A 21,731-nucleotide genomic window follows, 5' to 3' on the forward strand; every position below is an offset into this window, starting at 1 on the left:
TAGTATTGGTATGAGTACATGCAGTTGTTTGTATATCTCTTATTTATGGAAATATACTTTCTTACGAATTACCTCCTTACCGGTATCAATTACCATAATGTGAACCTTGGTGGCCAAATCATGAATTTCTATTTGGAGCAGATTATTTCCTGATGTTACGCTACCTGCGCTTTTCTTCATTACCAATTTACCTGATAAATCAAAAAACTGAACATTTAAAGTAGCATCATAAGGTATATCAATGTCTAGCTTTATACTACCTTCGTATGACTTATGATACGTGCGTAATACGGTTTTGTTCGGAGTTTTATTCGTTGGGGTTTTGCAATTTAAGCCTTCATCGATTTCACCGTCGCCGTCGTTATCTAATCCGTCACATTCTTCGGTGTCATTGCAGTCTGGTATGCCATCTCCATCAGTATCCGTAGTGTCATCGCAATCATCACAATGGTCTGGTTTGCCGTCCCCATCACTATCGGCACTATCATCCCCTCCGTCACAAACGTCGTAACAGTCAGCTACGCCATCACTGTCGGAATCAAACCCTTCATCGATTTCACCGTCGCCGTCGTTATCTAATCCGTCACATTCTTCGGTGTCATTGCAGTCTGGTTTACCGTCCCCATCACTATCGGCACTATCATCCCCTCCGTCACAAACGTCGTAACAGTCAGCTACGCCATCACTGTCGGAATCAAACCCTTCATCGATTTCACCGTCACCGTCGTTATCTAATCCGTCACATTCTTCGGTGTCATTGCAGTCTGGTATGCCATCTCCATCAGTATCCATAGTGTCATCGCAATCATCACAATGGTCTGGTTTGCCGTCCCCATCACTATCGGCACTATCATCCCCTCCGTCACAAACGTCGTAACAGTCAGCTACGCCATCACTGTCGGAATCAAACCCTTCATCGATTTCACCGTCACCGTCGTTATCTAATCCGTCACATTCTTCGGTGTCATTGCAGTCTGGTATGCCATCTCCATCAGTATCCATAGTGTCATCGCAATCGTCACAATGGTCTGGTTTGCCGTCCCCATCACTATCGGCACTATCATCCCCTCCGTCACAAACGTCGTAACAGTCAGCTACGCCATCACTGTCGGAATCAAACCCTTCATCGATTTCACCGTCACCGTCGTTATCTAATCCGTCACATTCTTCGGTGTCATTGCAGTCTGGTATGCCATCTCCATCAGTATCCATAGTGTCATCGCAATCATCACAATGGTCCGGAGTACCGTCACCATCACTGTCGGCAGTATCATCTCCACCATCACAGGTGTCGTAACAGTCAGCTACGCCATCACTGTCGGAATCAAAACCTTCATCAATGTGACCATCAAGGTCGTTATCTATACCGTCACATACTTCTTCGCTGCCATCTACAGGGTCTTCATTACATTTTATGTGGAAATTAAAATCAATTTTCCACCTGTATTTGTCGCTTAGTGGTCCCATCCAGGCCCATCCTGCTATACCTTCAGCGGCTGTATCCGTATCATATAGTGCGCCTCCAGGGCCTACGTGAACTCCAAGGTTAGGTGTACTTGCATCATTAGGGTCTGGTCTTTGGTGTACTTTGTACGTGCCCTCTTCAAGACAATTACCTCCTGTTGTAGTAATACTACTTTTTGTAGCATCTATAACATAATAGCGAAGATTCTCTTTTACCAATGCTCCCGGGTTACAACCTTGGGGTTTGAAATTTCCGCCATTGTTACTCCAATTGGTCCAGTCCTTCACGTCTTTTAAGACAATATGTAGGTTGGCAGAACAATTACCAGATTGGGTAGAACCTTGTATTAATGCCGTTCCATCATCAAATTCTGTAAAGCTCAGGCTGTGGGTAGCGTTCTGAGAAAAGAATTCTGAACCAGGAACCGCTAACCGCATTTCGTCCCAATAGAAATTATAGAAAGGAGCATCGCCCGGAGTGCAATAATCAATATCCAGTACTTCACAACTTTCTGATACAGAATCACCTGAAACTTTAATAGTGATAATAACAGTATCATCAGGGCAACTATTGCCACTATTTACGGTATAGGTAATAGGGTAATTGCCATTAGCTAATCCTGTAGTATCAAACGTGTTTCCACTAACTCCTGGGCCGCTAAAAGTGCCTCCGGGTTGGCTTACTAAGCTTAAAAGGTGAACAATGGTACCCTCAAAAACAGAGGTGTCATTATCTATACCTGCGTTTGGTTCTTCATCAATAGTTATATCTACCATATCAACAAGTGCCTCGCAAGGACCGTCTCCGTCTGGATCATCTGTAGTCCAGGTTAAAGTGATTGTAGTGCCTGCTTCTGTAGCATCTGGGGTATACGTACTATTTTGTGCCGTGGCATCAGAGAATGTTCCTAATCCTCCACTCCATATTCCAGAACCGCTGGCTGTAGCCGTTAATGTTATGGCCTTGTTTCCGCATACAATTTGGTCGGCTCCTGCATTGGCCGTAACACTAGTTTCACAACTGTTACTACCTCCATCGTTTGCGGTTATGGTTACCGTTGCGGTAGAGGGTATCCCTATCCAATCAGGGTTGTCACTAGTAAGGGTTTGTGTAAATGTTTCATCTCCCTCTGGAAGGTCATCCTCAAGAATGAGTACAGTAATATGCTTGGGAGTAATGTTGCCGTCAGGCCAGTGAAGAGGAACTAGTCCGGCTGTAGAAGTATAGTCTACTGCAGCGGTTGCCGTTCCTTCAAACATTTGAAAATCCACATCAATAGCACCTTTGCTACCACCGACCCTTTGGATGATAAGGGTAATTGACCCAGCGTCTTCTGTAACCGTATATGCTGCTTGGGCATATTGTATTTTTCCTGGGGAGTCGCTATCTATTATGGTCACCGTTGCTGTTGAATTTATTCCGACCCAAGCCGGGTTGGTGCTGGCGATTGTCATGGTGAACGTTTCGTCTCCCTCAATAAAATCGTCCATGGAAATGGGCAGGGTCACCGTTTTAGGATTTGTATTCCCATCTGCCCATGTAATAGTGAGCGGCGATGGTATTCCTGAGTAGTCGTCCCCTAGCGTGGCCGTTCCGTCAAAAGTCTGTATGTCAACAGCGATTTCGCCGTTGCTACTCCCGACTCTTTCGATGGTCAATGTAATAGTCCCTGCATCCTCATCCACTAGATAATCGGCTTGCTCGAACTGGATGTTTCCCGGTGGCACGTCGGTTATGGTCACCGTTGCTGTTGAATTTGTTCCGACCCAAGCCGGGTTGGTGCTGGCGATTGTCATGGTGAACGTTTCGTCTCCCTCAATAAAATCGTCCATGGAAATGGGCAGGGTCACCGTTTTAGGATTTGTATTCCCATCTGCCCATGTAATAGTGAGCGGCGATGGTATTCCTGAGTAGTCGTCCCCTAGCGTGGCCGTTCCGTCAAAGGTCTGTATGTCAACAGCGATTTCGCCATTGCTACTCCCGACCCTTTCGATGGTCAATGTAATAGTCCCTGCATCCTCATCCACTAGATAATCGGCTTGCTCGAACTGGATGTTTCCCGGTGGCACGTCGGTTATGGTCACCGTTGCTATTGAATTTGTTCCGACCCAAGCCGGGTTGGTGCTGGCGATTGTCATGGTGAACGTTTCGTCTCCCTCAATAAAATCGTCCATGGAAATGGGCAGGGTCACCGTTTTAGGATTTGTATTCCCATCTGCCCATGTAATAGTGAGCGGCGATGGTATTCCTGAGTAGTCGTCCCCTAGCGTGGCCGTTCCGTCAAAAGTCTGTATGTCAACAGCGATTTCGCCGTTGCTACCTCCGACCCGCTCTAACGAAAGGGTGACATTGTTACCCTCTGTACCAGAATAAGTGACCTCGGAAAATTTTACTTGGCCATCTTGAGCGAAACCTGAAGTTATCATAAGAACCCCACCAAAAAACAATAAAAACCTTTTAAAAGTCGAGTTTTGATGTGCTCGTTTATATAGTTGTGCTAGAATGGGCTTACGAAAGAGTAGAAGAGTAGAGTTCACCATAAGTACAGTTTTTTGGTTTAATAAATTAATGACCTAAAATATTAAAGGTTAGCATTGTACAGGGGAAGTAAATGTGTTTGTTAACTACAGGGGAACAATTAAATGAGAGGGGAACATTTCAAAGTATGAAATCATTTCCGTAGAACTAGCTTAGTTGTATGGATTGCACCATATTTTGTATAATTAACACGGTAGCTTTTGTGAAGCGGGTAAATAAAGGCTTAGTTGCAGTCCTATAACTTAGGTGTGTACTGCTTTATGATCTCTCTTTGAATTGTTTAATCGTATTTTTCTTAACTTGTGCTTCCCTCGGATAATAATTTGATATTCAATTAAATGGGTATGTCTAAAAATTTATCTAAAGGGAGTAAGGCAACACCATCGCAGGGTGGATTGATAGATAAACTCAGGAAAGAAATTGAGTTAAATCTAAATAACGACCAATTCGGGGTAGATAGTCTTGCGCAGGCCGTGGGCATGAGTAGATCTAGTCTACACCGAAAACTACATAAGGTATTAGGTATTTCCACAAGTCAGTTTATAAGAGAGTATAGATTAAAACGAGCTCTAAAAATTCTTCAGGAAGAAGATATCACGGCTTCGGAAACGGCGTATAGAGTAGGATTTAGCAGTGCCACCTATTTTAATACTTGCTTTCATAAGTACCATGGGTATACGCCAGGTGAGGTGAAATCTAAAAGTACTGAGGAAATAGAAAAGGTTTTTGTTGAACAAAGTACTCCAATCGATAGAGATGGTTCTAAAAAAAGAATGCTGTGGGTAGCAATGTCCGTTATTGTTTTATGTGCAGTAGTTTTCTATTTCTATGATTCTGCTGCAAAGGAAAATAAGGATACAATTACTCTTAGGAAACCGGCCAATGAGAAATCAATCGTGGTACTTCCTTTTAAAAATTTGACGGGAGATACCGATTTAGAATATGTAAGCGATGGAATGACCGATGCCGTCATATCAGGACTTACCAAAATCACTAACATCGATAAGGTAATCCCATTTTCATCGGTGTTAAACTATAAGGATACCAAAAAGACCCCAAACGAGATTGCATCCGAACTTGGGGTAGCAAGACTTTTGCAAGGCAATCTCCAAATTTCGGGTAACCAGATTAAAATCAATCTACAATTGATCGATATGAATTCAAATGACCACCTATGGTCCGAAGAGTTTATGAAAGAATGGAAAAGCGACGAGATTTTTGAGCTACAGAACGAAGTGGTAGAAGACATCGCCAAGGTTATGAACGTGGGAATTGCCGATGATGAACTGGAAGCCCTCCAAAGGATACCTACGGAAAACAAACAAGCCTATTCCTATTATCTTCAAGCGGAATTTCAACGTAACAAATTAACTGAGGCTACATTTAAACTTGCCATGCCTCTTTATGAAAGAGCCATTGCCCTAGATTCGAATTTTGTAGATGCATACAATGGTCTAGCCAGAATGTGGAATAGAGGAGGAATGGTCTGGGGTATTTATGACGAACAGCTGGCTTGGAAAAACGCCAAGTACCTTTTAGAAAAGGCCTTGGAAATCGACCCGTCTAACCAAGAGGTTGAAGTAGAATTGAACACTGGATATTTTTATTTTGATTGGAATTTTGAACGGGTAGAAGAATTCTATCAAAAAAAATCTAAAGATTATCCGTACAGCCTCACGCCAATGATCAACACTGATTATGCCATAAAAACCGGAAAGTATATAGAAGTTATTGAAGGTGTCAACGAACACTTGTTACGCGACCCTTCTATAATAGGTTTTCTTTTCTGTTTTAAAACAGAGGCTTTAATGTTTTTAGGTAAAACGCGTGAAGCTATTGACTTATTAAATAGAATGAACGTAAGGCACAGTCATGATTGGTTCTATCTAAGGGAATCGGCAAAGCAATATTTCTATTTGGGTGAACATGAAAAATCAAAAACTCAGCTGAAAAAAATATTCAATCAATTTCCCGATTATCCTCCGCTTCTTATGTGGCTGAACGCGGTTTTTGCTCAAATAGATGGAAATACGGAAGCGACTAGCAAACATCTGGCTGAATTACATGCTAAATATGAGAATGGATCGTCCGGCAGCCCGGCTTGGTTTATAGCCCTTTATTATGCCCATACAAAAGATTATGAGAGCACTTTTGAGTGGCTTCAGAAATCGTATGATAGACATGAAGTAGAGATGACTTGGCTTCGTGAAGAACCATTGTTGGCCCCTATTAGAAACGATTCCAGATATAAGGACCTCTACGAAAATGTGGGGTTTTCTAGTATTGGTTTGCCCATAAAATCTTCTTTAAAAAATTAGTATTGAGTAAATTTGGTTTACATTGACTTTTTTCGATAACATCATTGTATTCTTTCTATGAGGAAAACAAAAAGCCCCGTCTAGAACACTATAGATCATACACTTCGTAATATTTTACCTAACTTATACCCCCTCGTGCAGATACATGTCAGGTAATGTAAAAGACAAAAATATATCTATGGGGATTCAGGAAAAATCGTCGCAAGAAACACTGGTCGATAAACTTTCGAGAGAAATTGAGGCGAACTTGAACAATGATCAGTTTGGGGTAGACCATCTTGCGGAAAACGTGGGTATGAGCAGGTCAAATCTGCATAGAAAACTACATAAGACATTAGGTATTTCCACAAGTCAGTTTATAAGGGAATATCGACTAAAACGAGCGTTAAAAATTCTTCAAGAAGAGGATGTCACCGCTTCGGAAACAGCATATCGTGTAGGTTTTAGCAGTGCCACTTATTTTAGTACTTGTTTTCATAAGTTTTATGGGTATACGCCAGGCGAAGTCAAATCTAGGTTAAAAGATGAGTTAGTAGTGGAAGAACAATCCGCTATTATCAATATTAAAAAGGACCATTGGAACAGAAAGAGATCTATTCTCTGGGTTGCTTTACCATTGGTTCTCCTTCTTTTAATTGTGTTTTTTTATAGACAGACCTCAAGAGACGAGACATCAATTCCAGTAACAGAAAATGCAACCGATACTAAGTCAATTGCAGTTCTGCCCCTTAAAAATTGGACGGGAAATCCGGATTTGGAATATGTAAGCGATGGCATGACGGATGCGGTTATCTCAAGATTAACAAAGGTGAGTGCTATTGATAAGGTAATTCCTTTTACCTCTACCGTAAAATTCAAGGAAACGGATAAAACTACCCAAGAAATAGCGGCAGAATTAGGTGTTACGAACCTGTTGCAGGGGAATCTTCAGATTTCAGGAGACCAAATTAAAATTAACCTTCAATTAATTCATGGGAAATCAAATGAACATATTTGGTCACAGGAATACACCAAAGAATGGAAATCTGACGAAATCTTTGACCTGCAGACCGAGGTAGTAGAAGGAATAGTGAATAACATGAATGCCACAATAGCTAAAGATGAATTAGCCAATATTAAAAAAGTGCCGACAAAAAGTAAAGATGCCTATTCGTATTATCTTCAAGGGGAATTTCAAAGAAATAAAGGAGACGAACTATCATATTCCAATGCTATAAACCTTTATAAGAATGCTATTGCGGCAGATTCAAATTTTATAGAAGCCTATGTGGATATGGCTAATGTTTGGCATATGGGCGGCTCCGTTTGGGGTTTTTACGAGGAGCAAATTGCTTGGGGTAATGCGAAAGCATTATTGGAACAAGCTCTAAAAATAGAACCAACGAATTTACGCGTTGAAGAAGAGCTAAATACAGGACGATTTTTTTATGATTGGAATTTTGAACTTGTAGAGAAATTTTATAAAAAAATATTAGATGATTCCATCCTAGACAAACCATCTGTTATTTCTCTAGATTACCCTATAAAAACCGGAAGACCAGAAAAAACTCTGGAGACCGTTCAAGATTTAAAGATAAATGATCCATCAAACGTATTTTATCCATTTTTTAAAGCAGAGGCTATGTTTTATTTAGGCTCTAATGATGAGGCCTTAAAAATATTAACGCAATCAGACCCTTTTTATACGGATAACTGGTTTTATTTACGAGAATCTACCAAGTTATATTATTATTTGGGAGCATATGAAAAATCGAGGATTCAACTTGAAAAAGTAGTAACTAAATTTTCAGATTATCCACCAATACTAATGTGGTTTAACGCTGTCTACGCTAAAATGGAGGGTGAGAATTCGGAAGTAAATAAGCATTTAAACGAGTTGCAAAACGAGTACAAAAAAGGTTCGTCAGGCAGCCCAGCATGGTTTATCGCCCTCTATTATGCCCATATTAATGATTATGAAAGAACTTTTGAATGGCTTCAAAAATCGTATGATAGGCATGAAGTAGAAATGACCTGGCTACGGGAAGAACCATTATTAGCACCTATTAGAAATGATTTGCGATACAGAGAACTGTACGATAAGGTCGGGTTTTCCAACATCGAGTTACCTATTAAATCTTCTTCGCAACACTAGATTTTCCATCTTATTTCAACAATTTTTGAAGGTTTTGCACCATAATTTAAACTGTTGATTTAAAGCTTAATAGGTTTGGAACATATTTGTAATAAGTGCATTGTAATTCTTTAAATCTTTGTTTTGATGAGTCTATGGATAGTTAGACGAAAACTAAAACATGAACTTTTAATAGGGTGACGAGCTATTTGTGCTATCCTTTGATTAAAACGTTCCATCTTATAAATTCGTTTGCATTTATACTGTTGATAGTCAATGTTTTAAGTGTACTATAAACCCAAAATTTTCAAATCATGCCATTATTTATGGACATACACAAGGTAGATTCCGATGACTTCACTGTCAAAGACGTTATTCAGGCCCATTTACATGATCTTGCTGTACAAGAGCGTTTCGGAGTTATTCAACGTAAGTATTGGGTGAACGAAGAGAACAAAATGGTGTTTTGCCTAATGGAAGGCCCAAATAAAGAAGCCTGTCACAAAACGCACGCGGAATCACATGGTATGACCGCCTGTAATATCATTGAAGTTTCTGATGATGAGTACAATATTTTTATGGCACAGGGAAGCACCCAAAAGGAAGATTTAGCCTATACTGCGAATGGTGACCTTGATACGGGTTTCAGAACAATAATGCTAATAAGTACATCGGACTTTTCAGGAAATTACCGGCATTATATAAAGGAGACAAGAAGTTTGATTGATAAATTTCATGGAAAAATAGTGCGCCAGCCTAATGAAGATGAGACCATGGCATCTTTTCTGTTAGCTTCCGATGCCATTATAGCGGCAATGGCTATTGCTAATTTACTACAGACCATTCCGGTTAATTTTGAATACCGATTGGCCCTAGTCAGTGGTAGTCCTGTTGATGAAAAAGGAGTAGACCTATTTGAGGAAACCAAAAAAAAGGTACGCACTCTTTGTTGGGTAGGATTGAGCAAAGTAGTCTATATGGATGCCATTACAGAGGTGCTTTCCCATAAAGAATCGAACACACCCAAGATAAATCACGCTCATGTGAAAATTGTAAACGCGACCGATTTTTTGTTCTGTGAAAAACTGTCCTTAATTTTAAATAATGAATTGAATGACCCCAATTTCAAAGGCGACGTACTTAGTCATCAATTACACCTAAGCAAGGCGCAGACGTATAGAAAAATAAAATCGCTTACTGGTATGTCGCCTAATACGATGATACGAGAACTGCGGCTCCGAAAATCACTCAGGGCTTTAAAGTGCAATGACCAAACCGTAGCCGAAATTGCATATGATTTGGGTTTTAATAGTCCCACATATTTTACAAGGGTCTTTAGAAACCGGTATGATGTGCTTCCCACATCTTTTGCCAGATTAAATGCCGTCTAAGAGTAATTTTTGTATGTATAGTCCATGTTTCTTTTGTTGTTGAATAGAATATGATGTTGGTTTTAAGACCCTTATATAATTTGGCAATCGGGTTTGCAAAGTTTTTCAATTTCTAAGTTTTATAGTGTTTGAACCAGATGAACCATTTGTTTCATCTTTTGAGATAAAAAGTACAAGCGTGTTTCAAATGTTCGAACCTTTGAAACAAAACTTACATTTCTCCGGCATTTCCTATTGTAGTTTTACATTAATAAATTGAAGTAAGACCATAGATCTCTTACTGATTATATTCCCTCCTAAACATTATTGGAATACAACGGGACACCCAATGTCCGCTAGAAAGTACTGCCCAATTTTTGGTTTGCAATACATAGAATAACAGAGAGTAATTATAATGGAAACGGTAAAAAAATATCGGTTTTGTAAAAATGTCAAGAGGTTGAGAAAGAGGCTTTCTATTCCCTTTGTGACACTGTTGCTACTATCTCTTTTTTTGCTTTGGACGTGTTGGGGAGGATTGTTTACTGGTTACATAAACCAGAGCGTATTCAATGAAATGTACGATATGAATTATGACATTTCAAAGCTGACAAATTCCGATGAAGATGAACTAATAAAGCAAGGATATGAGGTATTCCGGAATACCTCAAAATATATAGGTCCAAACAGTGGGAAAAGCAATAAGGTCTTTGCAGGAAACAATCTTTCCTGTTCCAATTGTCATTTGTGGTCCGGAACTAAACCTTACGCGGCACCTTTAATCGGCATTATACAAAGATTTCCCCAGTTCAGGGGCAGGGAAAATAAGATAGGAACTATTGAAGAGCGTATTAACGGTTGCATGGAACGTAGCATGAACGGTAAAATGTTGCCGCCAGAGAGTAAAGAAATGAAAGCTATGATCTCATATTTGAATTGGTTGAGCCGATTCGCTCCAAAAGATGGTAAAATCAAAGGGCAGGGTTTTGTGAAAATTAAGATTCCTGATAGGGCTGTCAATCTTGAAATGGGAAAAAGTGTTTTTACCGCCAATTGTATTGTATGCCATGGCAAGAATGGGCAAGGTAAAAGGTCAGTTGATGGTGTTGATACACATTATGAGTATCCACCACTTTGGGGAGGTGATAGCTACAATAATGGGGCGGGAATGACAAGGGTAATTACTGCGGCCCAATTTATTAAGACCAATATGCCATTTGGGGCAACCTATGAAAATCCAGTTTTAACGGATGAAGAAGCCTATGACGTGGCAGGGTTTATTAACCAACAAAGGCGACCGCAAAAACTAAATAAGGACAAAGATTTTCCGGACTTAAAGAAAAAGCCGGTCTCAACGCCATATCCACCATATGCCGATACCTTTTCAATAACACAGCATCAGTTGGGGCCATTCAAACCTATAATAGATCACTATAAAATCAACCACAATATTGTTAAATCTAAATAATTAATTATGAGAACAAAGAACATGAATTCAAGAAGAAAGTTTATGGGTTCGGTACTTATGGGTGCTACTGCAAGTACCTTTTCAATAATTACCAACCCAGTGCATGCCAATATGCTAGAATTTGATGATAAAAAAATGACGGAGGCCGAAGATTGGTTCGAAAATATTAAAGGCGAGCATCGCATTGTCTACGATGGGTCTACGCCCCATGATGGTTTTCCTGTTATCTGGAACTGGGCTTTTTATCTGTCAAATAATGAAACCGGTTCTAGTGATGATGATATTACGGCAATGACGGTTTTACGACACAACGCCATTCCGTTTGCATTAAAATCAGAAGTGTGGAAGAAGTACAAGCTGGGAGAGGTCTTCGGAGTAAATGATAATGCCACCAAGGCTCCCTCTTTACGGAATCCTTATTACGAACCAATGGAAGGAGATTTTCCCATGCCTGTAATTCAGGGTATAAAAGACATGCAACAAAGAGGAGCCATGTTCTGCGTTTGCAATTTGGCTCTTTCAGTATATAGTGGTGTCGTTGCCCAAAAAATGGGGCTGGATGCTAAAGAAGTATATCAAGAATGGCTAGATGCGGTTCAACCGGGAATTCATGTAGTTCCTTCCGGTGTCTGGGCATTAGGAAGAGCCCAAAAGAAAGGTTGTGGCTACATTTTTGCCGGAAATTAATAATCTAAAATTTAGGAAAGATGAAAAAGTATATACAATTGGCAATGGTGCTATTCGTAACGAACATTGCCGTAGCCCAAGAAAAGCCCATAAAAGTTGTTTTTGATGTAACAAGCGCAAATACCGATGTGCATAAATCCGCAGCCCGTCATGTACGATTAATGTCGGAGACCTATCCGGATTCTGAATTTGAACTCGTGGTGTATAGCAGTGCTTACAGTATGGTTGATAATAATTCTTCTGCTGCAGGTGAGACACTTCGCGAAATTGTAAAGAATGATAATGTCTCTATTGTGGTGTGTGCAAATACCTTAAAAAGGAATAAAAAGAGTATTAGCGATCTGATTCCTGGCGTTACCACTGTGCCCGACGGTATTTATGAGATTATTGCCAAACAACAGCTTGGCTGGGGCTATATAAAAGAAGGAAAATAACCAAACTATAACCTGCTGAGCATGGAAACCATCCATATTTTGGGATATTTGGGGGCTTTGGCCATAGGTGTTGTATTGGGGCTGATGGGAGGTGGTGGGTCCATTATGGCTGTTCCTATTTTCACCTATTTATTTCAAATCAGTCCCGTTGCAACAACCACGTATTCATTATTTGTGGTGGGTACTTCTGCCTCGGTAGGAGCAGTAAAAAGTTTCAAAAAGGGTTTGATAGATTTTAAGATAGCTTTGGTTTTTGCCATTCCTGCATTTGTAGCAGTATATATCGCTAGAAGGTTTATAGTTCCAATAATTCCGGAAAAACTGATTTCGGTAGGCGGTGTTGTGCTGACTAGAAATATGAGTATTATGTTACTTTTTGCCATATTAATGTTGGTGGCATCATTGTCAATGATATTTAAGAAAGAGCGTGCCGTTGAGGATAAAATAATGACGCTGTATAATTACCCTTTGATGGTAGGAGGAGGGATAATCATTGGTGTCTTGACTGGAATAGTTGGTATAGGCGGCGGATTTTTAATCATTCCGGTTTTGGTATTACTTGTAAAACTCCCCATGAAAAAAGCGGTGGCAACGTCACTGTTTATAATCGCCCTAAAATCATTGATTGGGTTTTCAGGTGATTTAGGTAACCTAGAAATCAATTGGACATTCCTATCAGTATTTACCTTGATTTCTATTGCCGGGATATTTTTGGGAGTCTACCTATCATCTTTTGTAAAGTGCGAAAGACTAAAGAGAAGTTTCGGCTGGTTTGTGCTCATAATGGCCATAAGTATTTTTTGTAAAGAAGTAGGTAACCAACTCTAGTTGTATGCGATGCGGGTTTACCCAAATGGCACATATGTATTATCATTTGAACCAAAACTTACATGGTAAAATACGTTTGATAGGTAATTTTAATGAAACGCGATGTATGGCTGTACAACCCGCTGTCCATGCTCAAAACTCCCCCTTTTTTGTTTTTAATTAGTGATTCGGAAAAAGTAAAATTTTCTAGGTCACATGACTCAAGATTTATATATCCATTTAAATAACAGTTAAAAAAGGAATCATGATAGAGACACAGACAGACAAGAAAGAAGCATTGCTAGAAAAGTTAGAGGTCATTTTTCAAAATTGCCGAGACCGAGCGGCACACTACGATGCCAATAATCTATTTTTTCAGGAAGATTTTGATGAACTTAAAGAAGCTGGGTATCTGCTCATTGCCGTTCCCGAAGAATTTGGGGGGTATGGAATGTTGATTGACGAGGTTGAACAACTCACTCGACAACTTGCCTATCACGCGGCGGCAACTGCGTTGGGCCTCAATATGCATATTTACTGGACAGGTCTCGTCGCAGACCTCTATCGCTCGGGTGACACCTCACTGCAATGGGTGCTGGAGGAAGCTGGTAAAGGCAAAATTTTTGCTGCTGGGCATGGCGAGTCGGGCAATGACTCCCCGGTGCTCTATTCTACATGCGAAGCGGAGAAAGTTGAAGGGGGTTACAAACTTACGGGCCATAAAATGTTCGGTAGTCTTACTCCTGTTTGGGATTACCTCGGGCTTCATGGGCAAGACAATAGCGACCCTGACAATCCAAAGGTCATACACGTCTTTATGCCCCGTGAAACGGATAACTATGAAATTAAAAAGACTTGGGACAATGTGCTCGGCATGCGGGCCACTCGTTCCGATGATACAATATTAAACGGTGTCTTTATACCGGATAAATATATAGCAAGACAAGTGGCTCCAGGTTTTGCTGGTATCGATGGGTTTATTCTGGGCGTTTTTGCCTGGGCCAACTTCGGTTTCGCCAATGTATATTTCGGTTTGGCCCAACGTATCTTGAATACCGTAATCGAAAAATTGCCTCAAAAGAAATCCATTTCCATGGGCCGGCCCTCTATGGCTTATCATGGAGGAATACAGCGCGATGTAGCGGATATGGTATTGGAAGTAGAAAGCATTGGTCCGCATTTAGATACCATTGTACGAGAATATGCCGAAGGTAAGGATTATGGGGGTGCCTGGGGTGTAAAGATTGTAGCTGCCAAATGTCATGCAGCTGAAGGTTCAATGCGTTTGGCCGATAAGGCGATGGACATTATGGGCGGTGCCGGACTCATCCATAAGGTTGGTTTTGAACGCTTGTATCGCGATGCCCGTTTGGCCAAAATACATCCCGCTAACACCTATTTTGCCCGTGAAATTATGGCCAAGGGCATGTTGGGAATCGACCTTGACCTAAAACCGAGATAATTTTAAAATAGATAATATCTAAAACCAGACAACAAGTTAGGTTCTTAATGAGAAATAAGAAACGGTTCCTGATATAAAGATCTTTATTGGAAAGTCAGATTTTTTAAGTATCAGGTTAATGATATGATTTTCTTATGAATAGAAGATTTTTTGGTGTCCTTTCATCAATTTTTAAAGGTTTTGCATTATAAGTTGAACATGGTACTAAAAAATTAATAAGTCTGCAACATGCATGTTAAGTGTGGTTTAATTGTCGCCTTCATCTTTGTGAAGTATAAAATTATAAACCACTAAAACTTTAGAAGTTATGAAAGCAGCAACAGTGTACGCAGTGATTCTTTTATTTGGAATGTCTTTTATTGGATGCGATGCAAAAGATGATGACAATGGAGGGGTTAATAATACAAGTTTACTTGAGGATGAATTCTCTGCAGAACAAGAAGAAATTAAGGGCGTATTCGCCGGAATAGAACAAAGTCTTAGAGACGGAGATATGGATAAGCTCATCTCATATCATGCTTATGGACCCTAATTTACCGAGTTTAAAAATAGAGAACCTAGAAATGGGGATGAAGCAAACGAAGTTTATGAGCGTAATGTTTTTGGGGCCGTAACTGAAGTAATAAAGTTTATTGCTCAAGATTTAAAAATAGCGGTGTATGGCGAGGTTGCCAACGTAACTTTTCATTCTGATTTTCATTTGAAATTTGGGGAGGATTTGGTGGTAGTCAATGAGCAAACATCATTACTGTTCTTAAAAACCAATGATGGCTGGAAAATTATTAATGAACCTCACTCGCCTTTGAATGAAGGGTGAGATGTAGAGGGAACAAACTTGTAGTTAAGGGGGTACTACTGTTTGTTGTCCTTTCGTAGTCTGTGGTTGAAGGAGTAAATATTAAAGCGAAAACGAAGTATACAGAATAGTATACCATCCATACAGCTGAATTGATGTGGTTTTGGGTTTTTTATATTTTTAATTGTTTGCTTATGTTACATTTCCATAGGTTCCCCCTAATGAATTGTTGAACACCTTAATTAAGGCGTGATGAAACTATTAAACAGGGGAATTCCCATTATTTGTTTTTTATTATTCGGCGTGTTGTTTTCTTATAGTCAAGAAACTATCTCAGGAAAGGTACAAACGGAAACAGGCCAGCCTATTTCCTACGCCAACATATTGTTATTAAAAGCAAGTGATTCCTCATTTGTAAAGGGAGCTATCTCAATTGAGAATGGTTCTTTCTCGATTGAAAACATATTAAAAAGCCGGTATGTAATATCGGCAAGCATGGTTGGTTTTAAAACTACCGCTACTGAGGAGTTTAATTTTGAAGGAACAAAAGAATTAACCTTGTCTCCACTTGTATTATCTGAAGGTGTGGAATTGGATGAAGTGATAGTGGCATCAAAAAAAAACCTGTACGTTCAAAAAATTGACCGTACGGTTATAAATGTGGCTAGTAGTATTTTATCAACTGGCTCTTCTGCGCTAGAGATTCTAGAACGGTCACCGGGAGTACTGGTAGATAGACAAAATAGTTCCATAGCATTGATTGGTAAAAGTGGGGTAGTAGTTATGATTAATGGCAAACAAAGTTACATGCCTGCAACTGCTGTTATATCTCTATTGGAAGGAATGAATGCTGGTAATATAGAGACTATAGAACTTATTACCACGCCACCGGCAAGTTTTGATGCAGAAGGTAATGCCGGTTTCATAAATATAGTACTAAAAGAACATACGGATGCCGGTCTTAACGGATCATACGCATTGTCTTTTGGTGTAGGAAATGGTACTGTTACATCAGACAATATTAATTTCAACTATAGAAAAGATAAGATTAATTTCTTCGGTACGTATTCTTTTTTAAGGGATTCACAAGGGCAGTTGTTTGAATTTGACCGTGATTTTATAGATGCGGATGATATACCAATACATCTGTATACCATTTCGGACCGTGAGCCTATACAACGAAACCATAGTATTCGGACAGGCTTGGATTATCAAGTATCTGGTAATACTATTTTGGGGCTGTTGTTTTGGGCCAATGATAACAAATGGACCATGGATGCAACCAATGGTAGTTCTGAAACTGAAGCGGGTATGCCAAGTTCATTTGTAGAATTGTTATTGATAGAGCGAAATCAAATTCAGCATTTGGGTTTGAATTTTAACCTGAAACACAATTTTAAAGATAACAAGTATCTAAGTTTAGATGTGGATTACCTAAAGTATGATATTGAAAACCCTACAATGTATACCAACCGTTTTTTTGATGGAAACAATGATATTTTAAGGGAGGAGCTTACAGAAAGCGATAAAATAACTCCAATTGATATTAAGGTAGGTAAGGTTGATTATCGTGCTCATAGTTCTGATAAGGTTAAATGGGATGTGGGTATAAAAGGAGCGTTTAGTAATTTTAATAATGATGTTACCGTTGGCACGTTTCAAGGGGCTAATTTTATAGAGGATGCTGAGCTTACGGAAATCAGCAGTCTAAAAGAGCAAATACTGGCGGGATACAGTAGCATTGATTATAAAATACACGAGAAGACTAGCTTGCAATTGGGGCTGCGTTATGAACATACCAATTCTGAGCTCATTTCTGATAAACGGGGTAAAGTGGTAGATAGGTCGTTTGGTGAATTGTTTCCAACGGCGTATATCTCACACAAAGTAAATGATACCTTAAGTTTTAACTTTTCCTACTCACGACGTATAACAAGGCCAACGTTCAATGACATGGCTCCCTTCGTTATTTTTGTTGACCCAACGACCTTTTTTGCTGGTAATCCTGCTGTTCAGCCCGCTATTTCTAATGCTGTTAAATTTGATGTCAATTATCAATCTTTGATAGTGTCAACACAATACTCAGTAGAGGATGGAGCAATTTCAAGATTCCAATCTCGATTTGACGAAATGAGTGAACGTCTAATTTTTGGTGCATCAAACTTAGATGAGACCAAAATCTTTTCTTTGACTCTGGGGCTTCCGGTAACATTGACTAATTGGTGGAAAATACAAAATAATTTCACCTACTTGAACACCAAAATTGGCAATACGTTAGAGGGTACAAAATTTAAATTTGAACAAAATACATTTAACATCAACCATACCCAATCGTTTACAATGGCAAAAAATCTGACTTCGGAATTTAATATCAACTATAATAGTCCGTCTATAATTAGTTTTACCGGAACGGCAGTTTTAGAGGAATTCTATGGTTTAAATATAGGAATTCAAAAGAAGTTTGGTGAACGAGGAGGTACGTTGGCATTCAAGGTGAACGATGTATTGGACTCTATGAAATATACGGTAAAGACGGATATACCAGAGCAGAACCTAAATACGACCAATACGTTTGATTTCTTTAATCGTACTTTTTTATTGACGTACTCCAACAGCTTTGGGAATCGTAAACTTAAATCTGCTCGTCAAAGGGGTACCGGTTCCGAAGAGGAAAGACAAAGGGTGAATTGATAGTTTTTAAGGAATTTTAAAAGTGTTGGTGAAAAAAGGACTTTGAATTAACAAAGGCTTAAGAGAAAAGTTTGTTTGGAAAAGTGAGATTGTTTTATGCCATTTTCTCAAATGAAAAAGTAATAAAAATTGTAAATCCATGGAGATGCGACCATCATGTTTTAATTGCTGGATTTACCTCGTACTATTTTTTAGTGTACTACAAGCTTTGTGTGCTCAGAGTAGTTCCATTACAGGAACTATAAAAGACGAAAATAAAGAGGCGATGACTTTTGCCCATGTCCTGTTATTAAGAAAACAAGACTCGGCTTTGGTGAAAGGCGTTACTACTAATGTGCAAGGTAAATTTTTGTTGGAAGACATTGTTGAAGGAGACTACATTATGAATGTTTCACTCCTTGGGTTTGAATCGATTTTTAAAACCATCGAAATTAAAAGTCCAGAAGAGATTTCCCTGGGGCCTATACAAATGACTGCTCAAAATCAACATTTAGAAGGGGTTGAGGTTGTGGGCAAAAAAGCGTTATTTCAACAAAAAAATGATAGGTTAATACTGAATGTAAGTTCTCAGTCTACTTTTAGTGGTAATAATGCTTTGCAAGTATTGCAAAAGGCTCCGGGAGTAATTGTGCAAGAAAATGCAAGTAGTATTTCGCTAAATAATAAAGGTGAAGTACTGATCATGATCAATAATCGAATATCTCGTGTTCCACAAGGAGCCCTAATACAGCAGCTAAAAGGGATGCGAGCAGAGAATATTGAACGAATAGAACTTATTCATCAACCTTCGGCAAAATATGATGCAAACAATGCAGCGGGCATTATTCATATTGTTCTAAAAGAAAACCAATCTTATGGGCTTAATGGAAATGCTAGCTTAACGGTTGGTATGGGGGAAAAGGAAAAACTAAACGGTAGTTTGGATCTTAACTACCGCAATAACCGATTGAATCTTTATGGAAGTACAACAGGGTTTCGTAGTAAGTCGCCAATGTGGCGAATAAACCATTATAGACAGTATGATTATTTAGGGGATGAATATTTTTATGAGAATAAGTTAAGGTTTACCAATCCCTCGGATAATTCACTAGGCTTCACAATGGGAGTAGATTTTGAAATTGATAAGAACAAAATTATCGGTGCAATTTTCGGCTATACAAAGAATAATATGTCCGGTCATGACTATACGAGCAAATCAATAGGAATCATTAATGAAATGCCAGATGTAGACTTACAGTTCTTGTTAGATATTGATAACCCCAACGTAAACACCTTTGCCAATATCAATTATTTCTGGCAACTAACACCGGCCAGTTCCTTGAATTTAGATATGGATCGGGTTTTGTTAGATGTACAAAATTCCTCGTTCCTGAACTACATAAATTCTGAAGATACTGTAGATGCAACAAGGTCTAATCGCGATTCACAATTTGAAGTATATACAGTGAAAGGCGATTTTGAATGGAAAAATGAAAAAGGGACTCGTATTGAAACAGGTCTTAAGGGCACTTTTAACAATTCAAGTACCATGTCTGCAACCCAGAATAGAAATTCGGGCAGTTGGGTGGAGGATGAGGCTTTTGGAACGGACGATGATATCAGTGAGAATATTTTAGCGGCTCATGGTGCCGTGCAGAAAAAATGGAATGACAAATGGGAAAGTAACTTGGGCTTGCGATTGGAACATTATGCCTACAAATTAGAGGAAGCCTCTAGTACTAATGATTTTGAGATTACGTATACCAATCTTTTTCCGGTGGTAAGAACCAGCTATGCCATAGATTCTACCAGAACGTTTACCCTGTCTTTTAATAGGCGTATTGAACGACCGGTTTTTATGAATTTAGCAGGTTTTTATTTATTAATTGATCCTAGCTTGTTTGTTACTTCCAACACGCGTATAAGGCCATCTTTTACCAATGCGGTGCGATTGGCCTATAATTATCGCTCTTTTTTGATAGCATTTGAGGTCAATAGGACTAAAGGTGCCATTTCATTTTATAATACCGTTGATAAGGAGAAAAACTTGCAGACCAGTACACCCATAAATTTTGATAGTATGGATGGACTTATGTTAACTATGAGCTTTCCGATAAAGTTAGGAAAATTCTGGACCATGAACTGGAATCTAGACGGAGCATACAAAAAAGTGAAAGATGCTTCCAATAGACCATTGCCCTTTGAAAAAGGACTTTTTACGGTTACGGCCCAGCTTTCAAATGTCTTTGATTTTGGTAACTCTTGGTCCGCTAATATTGATGGTCGTTATAGGAGTCCGTTCATATCGGGTGATCAAGAATTGTACTTGCGTCACTATATCAATTTAGGTGTCAACAAAAAATTTAAAAATGAGAGCTCGTTAACTTTTAGTATTCAAGACCTCACTGCAACTAGTGGAATTATCGATTGGGAATATCACCAGCCGGAACTGGGTATAAAAACCTATGGTGACAATGATTGGTCCGAACGAGTTTTTCAGGTAACCTATTCTTTCCCATTTGGTAATAAAAAATTAAAAGAAAAAAGAAATAGACAAACAGGGTCTCAAGAGGAGCGAAATAGAATGTGAGGGTATGACCTCACATTTTTCTCTAAACTATTTTTCTCATTTGCTCTGGTCAATAATAACTGTATAACCATTTATCTGTTCAGTTCAGAGAACGGTTGATTTTTCAATCAGTTAAGATAAAATTTAACCTATAAATTCTACTAAAATGAAAAAGCTGATTTTATTCACATTATCAATAGTAGTAATGCAAGGGCTACTAGCTCAAGAGGATAATTTTGCAGAAGTAAATGATGTAAAATTGTATTACGAAATCAAGGGAGAGGGCGATGCAATTCTTTTGTTACATGGTCATACTATGACCCATGATATGTGGTCTCCATGGGTAGATGAATTAAGTGAGAATAATATGGTCATTACAGTGGATGCTAGAGGGCATGGCCAATCTACGACCACAGCCGATTCATTTACATTTAAAGCTACAGCGGTAGATTTCTATGGTCTTCTTGATAAACTGAAAGTTGATAAATTCTCGGCTATGGGTTTTAGTGGTGGTGCTATGGCACTGATGCATATGGCGACAATGGATACCACCCGTATTCAATCTCTAATTTTATTGGGTTCAGCGCCTTACCTTCCTAAGGTCACAAGAGAATGGTTAGCAAGTAAATCCTATGAAACTGTAGCTTCAGATAGACCTGACTGGATAACATATATGAAAGCGGTTCAACCTGGAGGTGAAGATCAAATAAGACTTCTGTTGAAATATTACAATCAGATGGCAGATTCATATACTGACATGAATTTTACGGCACCATACCTATCCACAATAAATTGCCCCACTTTAATTATAAATGGGGACCAAGACCCAATTATACCTGTTGATATTGCCGTCGGGTTATATAATGCAATTCCTGAATCATCCTTGTGGATTGTACCCAATTTGGGCCATGCTGTTCCACAAAAAGAAACAATATTGGGCGAACTCTTTACGGAGACAATTGTTGATTTTTTGACAGAAAATTAATATCCGTTTAAATCTCAATTTAATACGGCTCATACTATTAATAGAAATC

The 21,731-nt window shown here is 39.0% G+C and carries 13 protein-coding genes; 12 read left to right on the top strand and 1 reads right to left on the bottom strand.

Annotated elements, in window-relative coordinates; genetic code table 11:
• Positions 1–39 precede the first annotated feature (39 nt).
• Entirely contained in the window at positions 40–4,005 is a 3,966-nt protein-coding gene (locus IWC72_RS09330; protein WP_194529587.1) for a Calx-beta domain-containing protein, read from the bottom strand.
• Between the two features lie 342 nt (positions 4,006–4,347).
• Between IWC72_RS09330 and IWC72_RS09335 the strand changes: the two genes are divergently transcribed.
• From IWC72_RS09335 to IWC72_RS09390, 12 genes are all read left to right on the top strand, one after another.
• Positions 4,348–6,321, top strand: coding sequence for a helix-turn-helix domain-containing protein (locus IWC72_RS09335; RefSeq protein WP_194529588.1), 1,974 nt, complete (start codon positions 4,348–4,350; stop codon positions 6,319–6,321).
• 178 nt (positions 6,322–6,499) lie between these two features.
• Complete coding sequence (locus tag IWC72_RS09340; RefSeq protein WP_194529589.1) at positions 6,500–8,455, top strand: helix-turn-helix domain-containing protein; 1,956 nt, start codon at positions 6,500–6,502, stop codon at positions 8,453–8,455.
• A 293-nt stretch (positions 8,456–8,748) separates the two neighbouring features.
• Positions 8,749–9,825: a nickel-binding protein gene (locus IWC72_RS09345; protein ID WP_194529590.1), complete on the top strand. Its 1,077-nt coding sequence runs from the start codon at positions 8,749–8,751 to the stop codon at positions 9,823–9,825.
• Between the two features lie 439 nt (positions 9,826–10,264).
• Positions 10,265–11,272 (top strand): c-type cytochrome, encoded by a 1,008-nt coding sequence (locus IWC72_RS09350; RefSeq protein ID WP_226979533.1) that lies wholly within the window; start codon positions 10,265–10,267, stop codon positions 11,270–11,272.
• A 6-nt stretch (positions 11,273–11,278) separates the two neighbouring features.
• Positions 11,279–11,959, top strand: coding sequence for a Tat (twin-arginine translocation) pathway signal sequence containing protein (locus IWC72_RS09355; RefSeq protein ID WP_194525948.1), 681 nt, complete (start codon positions 11,279–11,281; stop codon positions 11,957–11,959).
• Positions 11,960–11,979: 20 nt separating this feature from the next.
• A complete protein-coding gene (locus IWC72_RS09360) occupies positions 11,980–12,393 on the top strand; it encodes a DsrE family protein (RefSeq protein WP_194529592.1) in 414 nt (137 codons plus the stop codon).
• Positions 12,394–12,414: 21 nt separating this feature from the next.
• Positions 12,415–13,221, top strand: a complete 807-nt coding sequence (locus IWC72_RS09365; protein WP_194525950.1) for a sulfite exporter TauE/SafE family protein — start codon at positions 12,415–12,417, stop codon at positions 13,219–13,221.
• 244 nt (positions 13,222–13,465) lie between these two features.
• On the top strand, positions 13,466–14,662 hold the full coding sequence (locus tag IWC72_RS09370; RefSeq protein WP_226979534.1) for an acyl-CoA dehydrogenase family protein: 1,197 nt from the start codon (positions 13,466–13,468) through the stop codon (positions 14,660–14,662).
• A gap of 307 nt (positions 14,663–14,969) precedes the next feature.
• Entirely contained in the window at positions 14,970–15,194 is a 225-nt protein-coding gene (locus tag IWC72_RS20280; protein WP_226967993.1) for a hypothetical protein, read from the top strand.
• A gap of 516 nt (positions 15,195–15,710) precedes the next feature.
• Positions 15,711–18,149 (top strand): outer membrane beta-barrel family protein, encoded by a 2,439-nt coding sequence (locus IWC72_RS09380; RefSeq protein ID WP_194529593.1) that lies wholly within the window; start codon positions 15,711–15,713, stop codon positions 18,147–18,149.
• Positions 18,150–18,288: 139 nt separating this feature from the next.
• The gene (locus IWC72_RS09385; RefSeq protein WP_194529594.1) at positions 18,289–20,718 is read left to right on the top strand and encodes a TonB-dependent receptor family protein; all 2,430 of its coding nucleotides are present in this window, start codon (positions 18,289–18,291) and stop codon (positions 20,716–20,718) included.
• Between the two features lie 145 nt (positions 20,719–20,863).
• A complete protein-coding gene (locus tag IWC72_RS09390) occupies positions 20,864–21,682 on the top strand; it encodes an alpha/beta fold hydrolase (protein WP_194529595.1) in 819 nt (272 codons plus the stop codon).
• Positions 21,683–21,731: the final 49 nt, after the last annotated feature.

The organism is Zobellia roscoffensis (assembly GCF_015330165.1).
In the GTDB taxonomy this organism is placed as follows: Bacteria; Bacteroidota; Bacteroidia; order Flavobacteriales; family Flavobacteriaceae; genus Zobellia; species Zobellia roscoffensis.

Coding starts and splice junctions, on each gene's coding strand:
- IWC72_RS09330 (WP_194529587.1), bottom strand. CDS start 4,005: ATGGTGAACTCTACTCTTCTACTCTTTCGTAAGCCCATTCTAGCACAA.
- IWC72_RS09335 (WP_194529588.1), top strand. CDS start 4,348: ATGTCTAAAAATTTATCTAAAGGGAGTAAGGCAACACCATCGCAGGGT.
- IWC72_RS09340 (WP_194529589.1), top strand. CDS start 6,500: ATGGGGATTCAGGAAAAATCGTCGCAAGAAACACTGGTCGATAAACTT.
- IWC72_RS09345 (WP_194529590.1), top strand. CDS start 8,749: ATGCCATTATTTATGGACATACACAAGGTAGATTCCGATGACTTCACT.
- IWC72_RS09355 (WP_194525948.1), top strand. CDS start 11,279: ATGAGAACAAAGAACATGAATTCAAGAAGAAAGTTTATGGGTTCGGTA.
- IWC72_RS09360 (WP_194529592.1), top strand. CDS start 11,980: ATGAAAAAGTATATACAATTGGCAATGGTGCTATTCGTAACGAACATT.
- IWC72_RS09365 (WP_194525950.1), top strand. CDS start 12,415: ATGGAAACCATCCATATTTTGGGATATTTGGGGGCTTTGGCCATAGGT.
- IWC72_RS09370 (WP_226979534.1), top strand. CDS start 13,466: ATGATAGAGACACAGACAGACAAGAAAGAAGCATTGCTAGAAAAGTTA.
- IWC72_RS20280 (WP_226967993.1), top strand. CDS start 14,970: ATGAAAGCAGCAACAGTGTACGCAGTGATTCTTTTATTTGGAATGTCT.
- IWC72_RS09380 (WP_194529593.1), top strand. CDS start 15,711: ATGAAACTATTAAACAGGGGAATTCCCATTATTTGTTTTTTATTATTC.
- IWC72_RS09385 (WP_194529594.1), top strand. CDS start 18,289: ATGGAGATGCGACCATCATGTTTTAATTGCTGGATTTACCTCGTACTA.
- IWC72_RS09390 (WP_194529595.1), top strand. CDS start 20,864: ATGAAAAAGCTGATTTTATTCACATTATCAATAGTAGTAATGCAAGGG.